Annotated in this window: 16 protein-coding genes; 6 read left to right on the forward strand and 10 right to left on the reverse strand. The window is 60.0% G+C overall.

The genetic code is table 11. The features are described from left to right. Positions 1 to 34: 34 nt before the first annotated feature. On the forward strand, positions 35 to 307 hold the full coding sequence (locus OCW50_RS29495; protein WP_262300056.1) for an SWIB/MDM2 domain-containing protein: 273 nt from the start codon (positions 35 to 37) through the stop codon (positions 305 to 307). A 79-nt stretch (positions 308 to 386) separates the two neighbouring features. Here the strand turns inward: OCW50_RS29495 and OCW50_RS29500 are convergent, their stop codons facing one another. Together OCW50_RS29500 and OCW50_RS29505 are read right to left on the reverse strand one after the other, a co-directional pair. Next, on the reverse strand, positions 387 to 776 hold the full coding sequence (locus OCW50_RS29500; RefSeq protein WP_262300068.1) for an HU family DNA-binding protein: 390 nt from the start codon (positions 774 to 776) through the stop codon (positions 387 to 389). A 335-nt stretch (positions 777 to 1,111) separates the two neighbouring features. Continuing rightward, positions 1,112 to 1,483 carry a hypothetical protein gene (locus OCW50_RS29505; RefSeq protein WP_262300057.1) on the reverse strand — a complete coding sequence of 124 codons (372 nt, stop codon included), beginning with the start codon at positions 1,481 to 1,483 and terminating at the stop codon, positions 1,112 to 1,114. Between the two features lie 369 nt (positions 1,484 to 1,852). Here OCW50_RS29505 and OCW50_RS29510 point away from each other — a divergent pair, with 369 nt between their 5' ends. The 3 genes from OCW50_RS29510 to OCW50_RS33565 all read left to right on the forward strand — a co-directional run bounded on the left by OCW50_RS29510 (position 1,853) and on the right by OCW50_RS33565 (position 4,432). Beyond that, entirely contained in the window at positions 1,853 to 2,398 is a 546-nt protein-coding gene (locus OCW50_RS29510; protein WP_506323703.1) for a GNAT family N-acetyltransferase, read from the forward strand. Positions 2,399 to 3,118: 720 nt separating this feature from the next. Then, the gene (locus OCW50_RS29515; protein WP_262300059.1) at positions 3,119 to 3,355 is read left to right on the forward strand and encodes a hypothetical protein; all 237 of its coding nucleotides are present in this window, start codon (positions 3,119 to 3,121) and stop codon (positions 3,353 to 3,355) included. Positions 3,356 to 4,240: 885 nt separating this feature from the next. After that, the gene (locus tag OCW50_RS33565; protein WP_444547396.1) at positions 4,241 to 4,432 is read left to right on the forward strand and encodes a DUF6894 family protein; all 192 of its coding nucleotides are present in this window, start codon (positions 4,241 to 4,243) and stop codon (positions 4,430 to 4,432) included. 97 nt (positions 4,433 to 4,529) lie between these two features. Here the strand turns inward: OCW50_RS33565 and OCW50_RS29520 are convergent, their stop codons facing one another. The 7 genes from OCW50_RS29520 to OCW50_RS29550 all read right to left on the reverse strand — a co-directional run bounded on the left by OCW50_RS29520 (position 4,530) and on the right by OCW50_RS29550 (position 10,963). After that, the gene (locus OCW50_RS29520; protein WP_262300060.1) at positions 4,530 to 4,952 is read right to left on the reverse strand and encodes a hypothetical protein; all 423 of its coding nucleotides are present in this window, start codon (positions 4,950 to 4,952) and stop codon (positions 4,530 to 4,532) included. 114 nt (positions 4,953 to 5,066) lie between these two features. Further along, a complete protein-coding gene (locus OCW50_RS29525) occupies positions 5,067 to 5,318 on the reverse strand; it encodes a ParB N-terminal domain-containing protein (RefSeq protein ID WP_262300061.1) in 252 nt (83 codons plus the stop codon). Positions 5,319 to 5,537: 219 nt separating this feature from the next. Continuing rightward, positions 5,538 to 5,807 carry a DUF6894 family protein gene (locus OCW50_RS29530; RefSeq protein WP_262300062.1) on the reverse strand — a complete coding sequence of 90 codons (270 nt, stop codon included), beginning with the start codon at positions 5,805 to 5,807 and terminating at the stop codon, positions 5,538 to 5,540. Between the two features lie 434 nt (positions 5,808 to 6,241). Continuing rightward, positions 6,242 to 6,493: an SMc00767 family acetate metabolism repressor gene (locus OCW50_RS29535; RefSeq protein WP_262265816.1), complete on the reverse strand. Its 252-nt coding sequence runs from the start codon at positions 6,491 to 6,493 to the stop codon at positions 6,242 to 6,244. A gap of 134 nt (positions 6,494 to 6,627) precedes the next feature. Beyond that, entirely contained in the window at positions 6,628 to 8,220 is a 1,593-nt protein-coding gene (locus tag OCW50_RS29540; RefSeq protein WP_262300063.1) for an isocitrate lyase, read from the reverse strand. 582 nt (positions 8,221 to 8,802) lie between these two features. Next, positions 8,803 to 9,837 (reverse strand): extracellular catalytic domain type 1 short-chain-length polyhydroxyalkanoate depolymerase, encoded by a 1,035-nt coding sequence (locus OCW50_RS29545; protein ID WP_262300064.1) that lies wholly within the window; start codon positions 9,835 to 9,837, stop codon positions 8,803 to 8,805. A 157-nt stretch (positions 9,838 to 9,994) separates the two neighbouring features. Next, positions 9,995 to 10,963 (reverse strand): phasin family protein, encoded by a 969-nt coding sequence (locus OCW50_RS29550; RefSeq protein ID WP_262271957.1) that lies wholly within the window; start codon positions 10,961 to 10,963, stop codon positions 9,995 to 9,997. A gap of 428 nt (positions 10,964 to 11,391) precedes the next feature. Here OCW50_RS29550 and OCW50_RS29555 point away from each other — a divergent pair, with 428 nt between their 5' ends. Continuing rightward, a complete protein-coding gene (locus OCW50_RS29555; RefSeq protein ID WP_262300065.1) occupies positions 11,392 to 11,760 on the forward strand; it encodes a phasin family protein in 369 nt (122 codons plus the stop codon). 155 nt (positions 11,761 to 11,915) lie between these two features. Continuing rightward, entirely contained in the window at positions 11,916 to 12,173 is a 258-nt protein-coding gene (locus tag OCW50_RS29560) for a hypothetical protein (RefSeq protein ID WP_262271959.1), read from the forward strand. Positions 12,174 to 12,898: 725 nt separating this feature from the next. Here OCW50_RS29560 and ilvA read toward each other — a convergent pair. Next, positions 12,899 to 14,109 (reverse strand): threonine ammonia-lyase, biosynthetic (gene ilvA / locus OCW50_RS29565; protein ID WP_262300066.1); only part of this gene is annotated, 1,211 nt, incomplete at its 5' end.

Below are 14,109 nucleotides of genomic sequence, written 5' to 3' on the forward strand. Positions count from 1 at the left end.
AGATGGCAGTGAGGCGTAGTATAGGAGTTTTACAATGACCGAAGCCAAAGCAGCCAAGAAGCCAAATCCCGCGCTGGCGAAGCCGCTGCAGCCGTCGACCGAACTGGCGGCCGTTGTCGGATCCGCTCCGCTCCCGCGGACAGAGGTGGTAAGCAAGGTCTGGGAATACATCAAGGCCAACGATCTGCAGAACCCTGCGAACAAGCGCGAGATCCTGGCGGATGACAAGCTCCGAGCCATCTTCGGAGGCAAGGACAAGGTGAGCATGTTCGAGATGAACAAGCACTTCGCGCAGCATCTCTCCTGAGCGGACACAACACCAAGAGCACCCCGCCAGCGTGTCGGCGGGGTGGGTGTCGCTTCAGTCATCCAGTGACGGCTCCCGGCTAGACCGCCTCCTTGAGCTCCTTGGCGGGTCGGAAGGCGATCTTCTTGGAGGCTTTGATCTTGATCGGCTCGCCGGTCTGCGGGTTGCGACCGGTGCGGGCGGCGCGCTTGCGCACCTGCAGGATGCCGAGGCCGCTCAGGCGGATTTTGTTGCCCTTCTTCAGGCTCTTGGCGATCATCTCGATGACCTGAGTCAGCATTTCATTGGCTTGGCGCTTGGGAAGCTCGTGCACTTCCGACAGCTGCTCGGCAATATGGCGCAGGCTCAGGATCGCGCCAGCCGAGGTGCCAGTGGATTTCCTTGCGCCCTTAGGGACTGCCTTGACCGACGCCTTCGGTGCTGCGGCCTTCGCAGATCTCTTGGCAACGGCGTCGGCAGTTTTGGCCATCTTAGTTGGTTCTGCTTTCGATGCGGCCGCTTTGCGGGCCGGCGCCTTCTTGGCCGTCGTCTTGGTTGCAGCTTTCGCCATGGGTGAGATCCTTCTGATGCGCGGGCAATCTACTGGTCAGTCGATGGGCAAAGGGTTTGCCACCCAAGTTTGCAATCACCAGAAGGCCACGGCCTCAATAACCATGATAGAACGAATTCACAGGATCTTGGGGCAGCACAGGATCCTGTGACTGATGGCGCAATCGGCCACAACGGACGAGCAACCTCTGCGGCGGGAAGCACAGGCAATTGGGTTCCGGCCCATTGAGGGCTGAGGCGGAACCCGGGCCTGGATCAGGCGGCACGAAAGAGCTCCCTCTGTCGCCAATCCGCGCAGGCTCTTCTTCCATTCGGGCGTGCGGTCGCGATGCGCTCCTGGAAGCGGACTTGGGCTTCCTTGAGCAGGCGGCGTTTTCGGACGAGGGGCTGAGAGGCTCTGGTGGTGTCGTTCACGACAGCAGCCGCTGCCGCATACAAATCGATTGTTGCGGCATCCAGGCCGGGATCTCGCTCGAACAAGACCACAAGGCTTGCAAGGTGCTGTCTGAGGAGCGTCTGCAATTCGCGGAGGTAGGGCAGCTCTCCTCCGAACTCGATGGCCTTCACAGTTGGCGAGATCAGGGCCAACTTCTCTTCAATCGTGTCGGTGAACCGATTCTCCGCCATGAGCAACCGTCTCCAGGTAAGAGGAAGCCCGCCCAGCCCTTGAAGCACATGGAAGAGCATGCGCTTCCATGGTTAACCAACAGTTTCAAGCGAGAAGAAGAAGCGGCACTCCAAAGGCCTGCAACTAATCCAGAGCACTAGGCTCGGGCACGCCTCCGTTGTCACGATCTGCAATCATAGCCCAGTGCAATATCGAAACCTATCGCGCCACCGTAGAAGGTCTGGTGATCGACCTTCAGCCGCGGTGCTTCTGTTTCGATCATCGTTGATGCTGATCGGGAGCAGAGTGGGATGATTGTGTGGTGTTGCAACCGGCATCGCATGCGCCCTGACTGAAGTTTGGAAGAGGCTTCAGTTGGGGCGTTCTCATTGAGAAAGGTGGCCGGCTTCATGGGCATGACAGAGGACAAGATTGATGCGCTGTTCGTCGCGCCCGAGCAGCATCGCAAAGGAGTGGGGCGCGCGCTGGTCACGTATGCGGGCCAGATGGCGCCGAACCTGTCCGTTAACGTCAACGAGCAGAATGAGGCAGCGCGGTCCCTTTACAGGCGCATGGGATTTTTGGAGATCGGCCGATCCGGGCGGGATGATCGAGGCCGTGCATTTCCCATCATCCGCTTGATCCCGGAACGCTGGGCTCAGGCCCTTGCCCGGGCTGCCAACGTCCTGCGCCACTCCATGGCAGCCGCTTGTCTGCGCCACCTGATCACCGGCACCAAGACTGTCACGAGCAGCATCGCGACGGCTGATCCGATCCACGGAAGCAGCTCGGGTGCTGTGATGAGGGGTTGCAGCTTCAACAGAACGTTGATTGCTGGTTGGAACATTTCGAACAGATCGATCATCGTAGCCTTGGTTCTGCCTGCATTTTCAGGCGGATTTGCACCTTTGTTTCCAGAGCAGCTAAGGCGGTAAATCCGCATCCTTCGCTGCGCTTAAGATGATGCCTTCCCACCTCCGCATGTGCGCCCGGCCCATCAACCACGATGAGAGTGGTATGGTTAACGACGGATTAAGGACGACCTTCCCTCCCCGATTGGATTGTCATCCCCAACAACATCCATGCTCATGTCCCTTTTTTCACATCTGTGCGGCGCGAGGTGTAGGTTCGGCTCCAGCTTGTGCTCGTGGCAGCGGCGGTTCGTCTATGCCAGACTGCCGGCTCCCAGCCCGATCAGGCAATGATATTCCTTATGAGACCGGGGTCGTTGCTTCTTCGCTCTCGGCTGCGGTTGGGCCTGCCTCGACCAGACGCGCGAACTCGGACCACGTGGTGCCAGTCGCATCGAGCACCCTTTGGATCGTCTCCACACTCGGCCAGTGTGGCCGCCCGTGCCCGTCGACCCGCTTGGATCGGTTGAAGGCGGTTGGGTCCATGCCGGCGGCTTTGGCCAGCCCAGAGGTGCTCAGTCCAGCGCGGTGGGCTATGACGTCGATGGCGTTCCAGACCCTCTGGTGGTTGTCCATACGTTCATTCCATCCTGCCCCAGCGTGGAAGGTACTGAACTTGCCTGAGCAGTGGTTAACGTATTCATGCTCAATCCCGGAATAGCCATCATTGGCAAGTCCGTCGGCTCATCACCTTCCGGTCACACTCCGCCGCCATCATCCCTCTGCGTGGCAGGGAGAGCTTTCATGGCAACAGAGCGCTTTTCGGACGAGGAAATCACCGCTCGAGCCCAGCAGCTCGCCGATGAACAAGGCCCGGGCTGGGAGGAGATCCTTGCTGAGGAGCGGGCCGGCAAGGACACCGCGGAAATCAAGTATTGGCGCGGGCTCGCCCTGCAGCAGCTCGAGGCTGAGCAGCCCACTTTCCCACCGACCGTCCTGGAGGTTGAGGACAGCACGCCGAAGACGGTGGGTCTCGATTAAGCAGGGTCGGGAAACCGGAGCTACCGATTACAGCCACCGCGGGAACGCCGCCAAAGGCTATTGCCCGTCAGTGGAACCGAGACCGAACTTCCATTCATTGATAGAACTCTAACGATAGACCAGTAAAACTCGAGCGTCGTTGCGGGCCTGATGCTGCCAGCAGCCTCGGGCGAATTGGTCGTGAACCTGGCATTCACCGGCGTTAGTCATCTCTGGCTGGGGACGGTCTGCCGCGGACTGCGACTTTTGTCGTCCGGAACTGAACCCGAGCCTCAAGGCTTAACGGCAGTGGTTCATTGCGCCGGGGGGCACATGGCAGAGGATGAAGTTGAGGCAGTTGCGGCCGAGCTCGCAAGAGCGGGCGGCCTGTCCTGGCATGCAGGGAATGAGCAGGGTCCTCTGAAACTCGTCATGAGCCGGTATCGCGACCGAGCCCGTCTGGCCATTGCTGCGCTTGAGCGCGTTCGGACGGCCAAGCAAAACATCGCCCCGGGGCCGAATGCCGGCGAGCCGCTCGATACGGGTGCCATCGTCAGCTCTGAGGGGCCTTCATTGGATCATCTCGCCGTTGGCAGTCTCGTCTTGTACCGTCCTCCAGGCGACCGGAGAACCGACCCGTGCCGGGTTGAGACCATAGAAGGGGGCCGAGCCTACCTCGTTCCCGCACTCCCGACCTTTACCGGCTGGCTGGAACTCGACAGTGTCTCATCCCCAGTAATCCAATAAGGCGGGGCAACACGTGGCACCCATCATCAAAGGCAAGCCGATGTCGATTGAGAGTCTTGCCGCCGGCATACCGTCAGCGGGTTCCTGGGAAGAAGCCACGCCCGGTCTTTCGGCTCCAGTCCGCTACTACTTCAACCTCACGGACGTTGTGATGACCGGATTCCTGATGACGAGGGCATCGTCGCGTCCAGCATCCAGGCGGCGGCGGTCTCCGCCTTGGAAGCTGTCGAGGACCTTCGTGCCCAGATGCTGACAAGCTTCGACGAGTGGCGGGGATGGCGCCTGGAGATCGTGGATGGCTCTGGCCGAGCCATCCACGTGATCCCGTTGGACGTTCAATCCGCCCATTGATCAATTCTGGGACGAACCGTCCTATGGGCTGTGCCTAGGCATGTAACGGCAACGGACCCCTGTCGGTTGCCCTCCACGTCCCCTACCCCATGGGCCGTCACTGCCCGTAACTTCTTCTGAAGTCTGCCGTGAGCGTGCGCTCGAGCTCCCAGGTCAGAGGGGAGGGGTTGGTGCGGTTCCAGGCGCGCTGATGCCGCTGAATGAAGCGCTTCCTGCTGCGCTTGACCTCGCTGGGAAGGTAAGCCGTCAGCGGCACGAAGCTGCGACGCAGTTGTAGCTCCGTCCTCTTCCTGGATGGAAGAGCAGCCTCCGCCGCTTCAGCTGCCGCGATGTCGTCCGGTGTTAGCTCTGGATGGCGCAAGCGCGCGTCCTCCTCAATCTGGAGGAAGGCTTGGTGCTGGGCTGCATAGTGATCTTTCAAGCCGGGGGCGTGTTCGAGCAGGTAGGCGTCGCATGCCTCGTCCCAGTCTTCCTGCCTGTGCCTCGTCGATGGAGCCTGCTTGCCCGGATTGTTCGTCATGAAGTGATGGCCTTTCTGACCTCTGTCTTATTGAGAAAAGGCAAGTTGGGGCGGCATGGTACTGCCTTCGACGCCGACGCTAAGAGAAGGGATCAGCCCGCTCCTCGTTGCACCTCAGTGCCGACGAGCCTGCACAAAGTAGGCTGGGACGGTTGTCTCTCCGAGAGCCTTGCACGCCTCCAGCCGATGCAATCCCTCTACCAAAACAAACCTCTGGCCGTCCGGTCGCACGAGAATAGGGGCTTCCTGCCCCTTCTCCATCATGCTCTCGGCCAAAGCCTCAACCTTCTGCAGGTCCAGGGTTTGGCGGCGCTTCACAGGCACATAGACTTCCTCGATCGCAAGGACCTGCTTCTTCAACACCATCCCAGCTGCTCCTGCATCGTCTCACGCCTGTCGAAGCTTATCTCCGGCGAGCTGGCTTGCCTAGGAACACATTGCGCCAGCACGAGTTTGAGCCAATCCCCAAGCCCGGGACGATGATACCGGGTGTTGATCGGCAGACGTGTTGATGCTCCTGATTACCTTCGAGAGAGCCGGGATCATCTTCCCAGGTTCGCTTTGATAACGGCGGACTTGTCCAGATTATGCGCTCCAGGGATGATACGTCCGAGGCAATTTGTCATGCCGGTCGATTATCATCGACGCTGTCACGGTACAGACCCGCTGATGCTGCTCGTCTCTCACCTCTATAACAACATGGCTTGTATCACTCCTAGCCAGCCGATCTGTTCCAATCTCAGCCGCCAAGCGTGCCGCCGCCTGCTCAGCCGCGTCGAGGTTGTCAAACTCGAAGCCCTCGCCATCCCGCTCGAATTGCTTCCCGTTCAGGACATCGAAATAATAGCGGGCCATGGCACGCTCCTCCGAGTTTGCTCCTCCTTCCATGTCGCCTAAAGGCGATCAGCCAAGTGCAGAGCTCTGCCAGGTTCAGAAAGTCAAATTGGCTCTGCTGAAGGGAGCAGGTCCCTTGATCTGCAGCCGATCCCTAGGGCAACTCTGCCCTCCGAGTTGTCTTGGTGCCTGGATGGCCAGTCCTCTCAACGTCTCGTCACAGTCCTGTTCGGGATGAACTCAGACGTTCCAGAGGCGAATTGGACCTGGGTGGAGCAGGTGCTGATTCATTCCAGACGCAAACTGCATCTCAATCCACGCAGGCACCGGCTAGAGCAGCCACATGGCCAATTGCGATCATCAGGTCCGAGTGCCGCCGGGCGGTGGTCGCGAGCTGAAGTCTTCGACCTCACAACACCACCTGACGGCCTTACCCGACCCGCTCTTCAATCCGCCTAACTCTGTTTCTCACTTTGCTTGACGATCACCGGCACGATCATATCGCCCCAGTATCCCCCCTCAGAATGGCAGCGCTTAACCCTCTGCAATTCGATCGAGAGACCATGGTTGACGCAGTTCATGACTGCCTCGTTGACGCGATGGAGTTCATTGGCAAGGATCCGGATAGCGCCCTCTTGATCAGGAGACATCGAGCTAGCAGCGTCTTCGAAGCGGCTCTTCAGTTGTGGCTTTTCTGAGATCGTCATGTGCTTCACTCCTATGAAAGTCTTCACTCTACCGGGACGTTTGCGGTCTCTGTGTCTTCAAGTTTTCGTAAAACGCGGGTGCGAGGTGCAACGGGCGAGTGTCTGCTTCGATCGCAGCTCCGTCCGCCGGTCTTTTAGGCCGCGAACTGGTTCATGGTGTTGTGAGCACCGCCCGCCTTGAGGGCCGCCTCACCCGCAAAGTACTCCTTGTGATCGTCGCCAATGTCGGAGCCAGCCATGTTCTGATGCTTCACGCAGGCGATGCCCTGACGGATCTCCTGACGCTGGACGTTGCGCACATAACCGAGCATGCCCTCGCTGCCGAAGTACTCCTTGGCCAGATTGTCGGTGGAGAGCGCGGCCGTATGGTAGGTGGGCAGCGTGATCAGGTGGTGGAAGATTCCAGCGCGCTTGGCACCGTCCGCCTGGAACGTCCGGATGCGCTCGTCCGCCTCCTCGGCCAGTTCCGTGTTGTCATAGTCCACGCTCATCAGCTTGGCGCGGTCGTACTGCGACACGTCCTTACCCGCCCTCTCCCAAGCATCGTAGACCTGTTGGCGGAAATTGATGGTCCAGTTGAAGGACGGCGAGTTGTTATAGACCAGCTTCGCGTTCGGGATGACCTCACGGATGCGGTCGACCATGCCAGCAATTTGCTCGATATGCGGCTTCTCGGTCTCGATCCACAGCAGGTCCGCACCGTTCTGCAACGCTGTGATGCAGTCGAGCACGCAGCGGTCCTGGCCGGTGCCAGGACGGAACTGGAACAGGTTGCTCGGCAGCCGCTTTGGGCGCATCAGCTTGCCATCGCGGTTGATCACCACATCACCGTTGGTGCAGTTCTCCGGCGTGACCTCCTCGCAATCGAGGAAGCTGTTGTAGAGATCACCGATGTCGCCGGGCTCACGGCTGAAGGCGATCTGCTTGGTGAGGCCAGCGCCCAAAGAGTCGGTGCGGGCGACAATCAGGCCGTCATCGACGCCGAGTTCCAGGAAGGCATAGCGGATGGCGCGGATCTTGGCCAAGAAGTCTTCGTGCGGAACGGTGACCTTGCCGTCTTGGTGACCGCACTGCTTCTCGTCCGAAACCTGGTTCTCGATCTGGAGGCAGCAGGCGCCAGCCTCGATCATCTTCTTGGCAAGGAGATACGTTGCCTCGGCGTTGCCGAAGCCTGCATCGATGTCAGCGATGATCGGCACGACATGGGTCTGGTGATTGTCGATGGCGTTGACGATCTCACGCTCCTTGAGCCCGTTGCCTGCTTTGCGGGCGGCATCAAGGTCACGGAACAGAAGTCCCAGTTCACGAGCATCGGCTTGTCTCAGGAAGGTGTAGAGTTCCTCAATGAGCGCCGGAACGCTGGTCTTCTCATGCATCGACTGATCGGGCAGCGGGCCAAACTCCGAGCGCAGGGCGGCCACCATCCAGCCGGAGAGGTAAAGGTAACGGCCTTTAGTCGAGCCAAAATGCTTCTTGATCGAGATCATCTTCTGTTGGCCGATGAAGCCGTGCCAGCAGCCGAGCGACTGAGTATAGCGCGACTGGTCGGCATCATAGGCCGCCATGTCCTCGCGCACGATCCTGGCAGTGTAGCGCGCGATGTCGAGGCCGGTCCTGAACTGGTTCTGCAGCCGCATCCGAGCGACGGACTCTGGGTCGACGCCGTTCCAGGTGCTCTGGCCCTCGATAATCATCTGAGATTGCGTGATCTGATCTTGGTACGTCACGGTCGTATCCTCGTTTCTGTGAAGGTTGAACGAGGAAATAGCGGACGTGTTCAGGACCGTGAAGGCGAGTTAAGGTCCAAGTGTCAACCTTTACAAGCTATGTCCTGTAAATCTGTCAATTTTTTACATCATCTAATAATTCCTTGGATTCTGCTAACTCTCTAACTTTTCTCGATGAGAATCGTCGTGACAGTTGCGAGCTCTCTAACATACTGGTTCTTCACAAAGGATGATTAGTCTAAAGGCGAAGTCGCCCTCAAAGGAGTGAGTGAGCGAGACCCTCCATGCGTTGTGACAAGACAGATGTCACTGTTTTTACAACTCAGAGCCTTATGGGGTAGCCGACATCCTATCTACAAGCCCAAGGTGAGCCCGCCCGAGTGAATGCCACTCGAAACGATATCGCAGACCCTGTCTGTCCATTCTGCCATTGCCATCTGCTGAGTTCGCGCTGAAACGATCAGAGCTACTCCGCCTCTGGTGTGCTGCGCTTGGGAGCTAATGGCCATCTTACGGATACGATCCTTCCAAGGTAAAGCCAGCCTTGAGCACCACTTGATAGCTCGGGGACTAGACTGCCGCTCAGGTCCGGCGGGAGGCTGTCCTCCGGCGAACAAGACCCCACGATTTCGCCAGATGCAGCGATGATGAGATGCCGACATCAAGCATGAATGGCCTGGCTCCTCCTGCCTTGGCCTGAGCCTTCGTCCGGCGCACCGGCGTGCCATGGCCCATGCCATCGATCAGGTACAGCTCGATGACCGTGTCGCCCTTTCGGTTCGACCAGGTGCGTTGGCGGTGGCCCGCGAGCATCGCTTGAGTAAACACGTCCTCGCTGACACCATGCACATTGGTCCATTGGCTGAGCAACGCGGCTGCATTGGAGGCCGCAACGGTCCGGTCCTCTGTGCCATGCCAGATCGACACCGTCGGGCGAGGGCCGGCATAGGACGAGGCGGCGCGAACGAGGTCACCCCATTGCTCGGCGGCGCGCGCCCGCGGCTTCTTCATGGCGGTCATGACGTGGCGCATGCCGGCCGCCGCGCCATAGGGAAGACCGGCAATGATGCCGCCGCCGGCAAAGACCTCCGGGTAAGTCGCCAGCATCACCGACGTCATGGCGCCGCCTGCCGAGAGGCCCGTGATGAACACCCGGGCTGGGTCGATGCTATGGGTCCGTCGCATGCGGGTGACCATCTGTCGGATCGACAAGGCCTCCCCCGAGCCCCGCCGCGCATCGTGCGGCTGGAACCAGTTGAAGCAGCGGTTGAGGTTGTTGGCGCGGGTCTGCTCGGCGTAGACCAGCGCAAAGCCATGCCGCTTGGCCAGCATCGACCAGCCGCTGCCCTCGTCGTAGTCGCGAGCCGTCTGCAGACAGCCATGCAGCACCACGACCAGAGGCGCGCTGCCGGGCAACTGCGGCGGCACGAAAGTCAGCATCCGGAGATTGCCCGGATTGGTCCCAAAGGAGCTGACCTCCGTCAGTTTGTCCTTCTTGGGGCGGACCTTACGTGGCTTGATGATGAGCTTGCGCGACGTCGCCGTAGCCTTGGCGAGGGCCTTCTCCCAGCGGCGCTGGGTTTTCAGCAGGTGAGCAATCGGAAGCTTCAGTCGCATGCGCACCCGCTTGGGAGAGTTCGTGACAAGAGCGTCTCACGCCAGGATACACACGCGATCGAAGGGCAGCGGAGGCACGGGGTAGCCCTGCGGTGTGGCCCGATCCCTGATGTGGTGCTCCCGGCTCGCGAGCCGGGAGCGTCGTCAGGACAAATCCTTAGCGAGCACGCCGGCCAGGCTCGGGCTGTGCCGTGAGGGTCCGAGTCGCCTCCTGAGCCACCTGAGCGGTGAGCTGCGCCAGGCGCTGGCTGTTCTCGAGCATGCGCTCAACATTGCCACGAACCAGAGAACTCTGGAGGCTCACGAAGTCCGGGATCGTCCGGCAGCCCATAAGATTCGTGATCCCTTCCAGGTTCTTCAGCAGGCGCTCCTGCCGGAGCCCGAACCATTCCAGCGTGATGGTCCCGGCCCCGCTGGCCAGGATCCTGTTGGATCGAGCCACCGCCTGAAGATAGTCCGGCACCTGATCGGCCAGCATCTGCGTCCCCTGGCTCAAGCGTTCCAGCGAGCGGCCGCCCAGCTCGGATGCAGCCTGGGCACTGGTCTCAACAACCTCGGACACCGACGGCTCGATGACCCTGACGCCCTTCGAGCCAGCCTCGACAGCCGCAAGCAAGGTTGGGCCTGTGTCGGCGGTTTCGGCCGACTTGCGCCCCCGGCGGCTCCGCCGCGGTTCACTGGCAGCTTGGCGGGTTTCCGCGACCTCCTCCTCAACCTTCTCGACGACCGCCTCGACCTCCTCCTCGCTCAGGACCTTGAGCACCACAGGTAGCAACTCGTTCTTGTCATTGCGGATGTGCTGCTGGAACACCTTCCGCAACTCTGCCACCTTGGCCAGAAACGCATCGCTGTCCTTCGGGGTGGTCCCGAGCTCGCTCAGGAGAGCCCTGGTCTGCTGATGATCATCGCGGGCGCCACGGACCAGGTCCACCGTCTCAGGGTTCTGCTCCAGCACCGGGAAGAGATGCTGTTCCTGCAGGTTCGCCAGAAGCTCCAGCTCCTGGTTCAGCGCCGCAAGCAGCTGTTTGCGAAGTTCGATGGCCTCATGGGAGGTGTCGAGGATCTGGGCAAAGAGTTCGTTGGCCTGATCAGGCGGAGTTTGGCCGATAGTTCGGTTGGCGGTCATTATTCCTCGCAAAAATGGACGGAGCGATCCAGATGATGGGCGGCCTGCAGGCTGGCTGCGCCGATCAATAAGCCAGGACCGCATTCCTAGAGTGAAAAAGCCTCTCTTGGAGGCACGCAACGAGATAGGCTGACGCACGGAACTTGTGCCGATGGGTGGCTGAAAGGCCTTGAGCCTTAGCCGTAAGGCACCAAGATCCATACCGCACCGCAGCATAACTGGGCAACAGTGGAATTGGATCCAAGGGACACGTTGCGGCATCTTGGCCGCAGATCTCACAAGTGCACGGGTTTCAACTCGTGCTGGCCTATCTTGCAGCGCACAATTTCCCTCTTGACTTTCATTGTGCAGTGCACAATAAGCACATAGCCGGGCTGTGACGCGGCTAACGTGATGGGTGCCGAACGCGCCCAGCTTTGGAGACTCCCATGAACCAGCAGATCGATGCCGTTCAGAAGTTCGGCAAGGACAATTTCGATGCCACCGTGAAGGCATTTGATGTCGCCTCCACCGGCACGAAGGCAATCGCCGTCGAGACGACCGACTACGCCAAGAAGTCGTTCGAGCAGAGCGCCGCCACTTTCCAGAAGCTCCTGGGTGTCAGGTCTCTCGATCAGGCAATCGAGATCCAGACCGACTACGTGAAGAGCGCCTACGAGGGCTTCGTTGCCCAATCGACCAAGGTCGGTGAACTCTACGCGAAGCTGGCTCAGGACAGCCTTGCGCCGTTCAATGCCCTTCGTTCCGCTGCGCAGTCGACCTTCGCTCCCGCGAAGTCCACAGCGCGCGCGAAGTAACGACAGGCGCTTTCGGCTTGTTCAGAACACCCGGCTCACGTTGGGTGTTCTTTTTCGTTTGTGGCGGTGTTCAAGCCGTCCCGATGCGTTCAAGCGTCTTCCACCTGCCCAGCCTCATGGCTGGCTCACTAAGCCGTTAGTTGGGAGATAATGCGATGATAGAGGCTTGGATGAAGCTGACCATCGATACAACTCTTCTCGGCTTGGAAGCCCAGAGCGTCATAGGCCTGCGTATGGCGCAGATCGCCATGGGTCAGAGCACCCCTGCTGAAGCGCAGCTGATGATGTCAGAAAAGATGCTCGCCTTCATGGAGGCCACCATGACAGTTGCGGCAGGTGGATCGGCCCATAAAGTGGTGAACGGCTATCGACGGCGCGTCCAAGCCAATGCAGAGCGCCTGCGGCTGGTCTGAGAGTGCCGACGCCGTTGAGCCTGCTGGTGGCTGTTCCAGTTTTATTGTGACTGCAGACGAGTCTACGACCTCGATAACACCTTCTTAGCCCTTACAGCGTAGTCAGAGCTGGCGCCGAGAAGGGTGAGAGATGGCACTGCGGTGGAAGCCAACCATTCCTGACGACAACAGCCCTGATGATGTGGTGGGCAGTCTGCACCTTCATGTGTTTGCGCGGGTGTATCGTGTTTCGAACGGAAGCGATCAAGGCCGCTTCCGTTGGTATCTCAACGATGTTCCGGCCTCAGCTGGAGTTCAATTGCATGGCATCGAGGATACGCAGAGCAGGGCTCAACGGGCCGCAAACCTTCATTTCCAGCAATGGCTCACGCGGGCTGGGCTTGCGGAAGCCCCTGTGCGAGGCAAGATGCAACTCGCCCTCCCCTTGTGTCTGAGTTCTCAGTCCAGGAGTGGCAAGCGGACGCGGAAGATCAAGCCAGCCTCCAGCCTCGCACGCTGACCTCAATCGATAATCTTAGGGAAAGAGACCTTCCCGACGACGAGGATCAACCAGTCAGTTTGGAGCGTTCAAAGGACGGCCGTGTTGTTATTACCCTTACGACTAACAAAGCTGCTTCATCCAGAGCGACGCTACCTCATAGGACCTGACCGATTGCCGAAACTTTCCGAACAGCGCTTTCCAGCTCGATCCCGGAGCCGAGAAGGAGCGCGGGGGCAGTGGAGCCTTAGATCCGGGTGGCTGCACCCGCGGCGCCACGGTTCAGGAAGGAGCAATACGCTGGATTGTCGCTCTCGTCCCAGTATGGGTATCCAAGCTCATCCAGACTGCGCTTGAGCTGCGCTCGCTCCGCAGTGGGAACCTGGATACCGGCCAGCACCCGGCCGTAATCGGCACCATGGTTGCGGTAGTGGAACAGCGAGATGTTCCAGCTGCCGGATAGCCCATTGAGAAACTTCAGAAGGGCTCCGGGCCGTTCCGGGAACTGGAAGCGGAAGATCAGCTCATCCTGAAGGCCAGACGCTTGTCCGCCGACCATGTAGCGTACGTGCAGTTTGGCCATCTCATTGTCGCTCATGTCCAGCACGGGATAGCCCTGCTCCCGCAGCATGGCGATGATCTGGCGCTTTTCCAGGTCGCCTTCCGAGAGTTGCACGCCGACGAAGATCTGAGCTTCCCGTGGATCAGAGTAGCGATAGTTGAACTCAGTGATGGAGCGCTTGCCCATCAGCTGGATGAAGCGACGATAACTTCCCGGTTGCTCCGGGATGGTCACTGCCAGCAGGGCTTCCCGGTGCTCGCCGATCTCGGCCCGCTCGGCGATGTGCCGGAGCCGGTCGAAGTTCATGTTGGCGCCGCTGTTGATCGCCACCAGTCCGTGTGGTCGTGATCCTTCCCGCTCCACGTACTTCTTCAGGCCGGCAAGACTCACGGCTCCGGATGGCTCGGCGATTGCACGTGTGTCCTCGAAGATGTCCTTCACGGCCGCACAGATCTCGTCCGAGCTGACGGTGATCACCTCATCGAGCAGCTCTCGACAGAGCCGGAAGGTCTCCTCACCGGCCCGGCGCACGGCCACGCCATCGGCAAACAGCCCCACTTGGTTCAGGATGACTCTATCCCCTGCGGCAAGGGCAGCTGCCATGCTGGCGGCATCCTCCGGCTCGACGCCGATCACCTTCACCTCGGGCCGCAGGAACTTTGTGTAGACGGCCACCCCCGCCGCCAGCCCCCCGCCTCCAATTGGTACGAACACGGCCTCAAGCGGATCGGGGTGCTGGCGCAGGATCTCCATGCCGACGGTGCCCTGGCCGGCAATGACATCCGGATCATCGTAAGGGTGAATGAAGGTGAGGCCCTTCTCGGCCTCAAGCTGACGGGCGTGGGTATACGCCTCGTCGAAGCCCTCGCCATGCAGGACCACGCGCCCGCCCTGCC

Source organism: Microvirga sesbaniae (genome assembly GCF_025460805.1).
In the GTDB taxonomy this organism is placed as follows: domain Bacteria; phylum Pseudomonadota; class Alphaproteobacteria; order Rhizobiales; family Beijerinckiaceae; genus Microvirga; species Microvirga sesbaniae.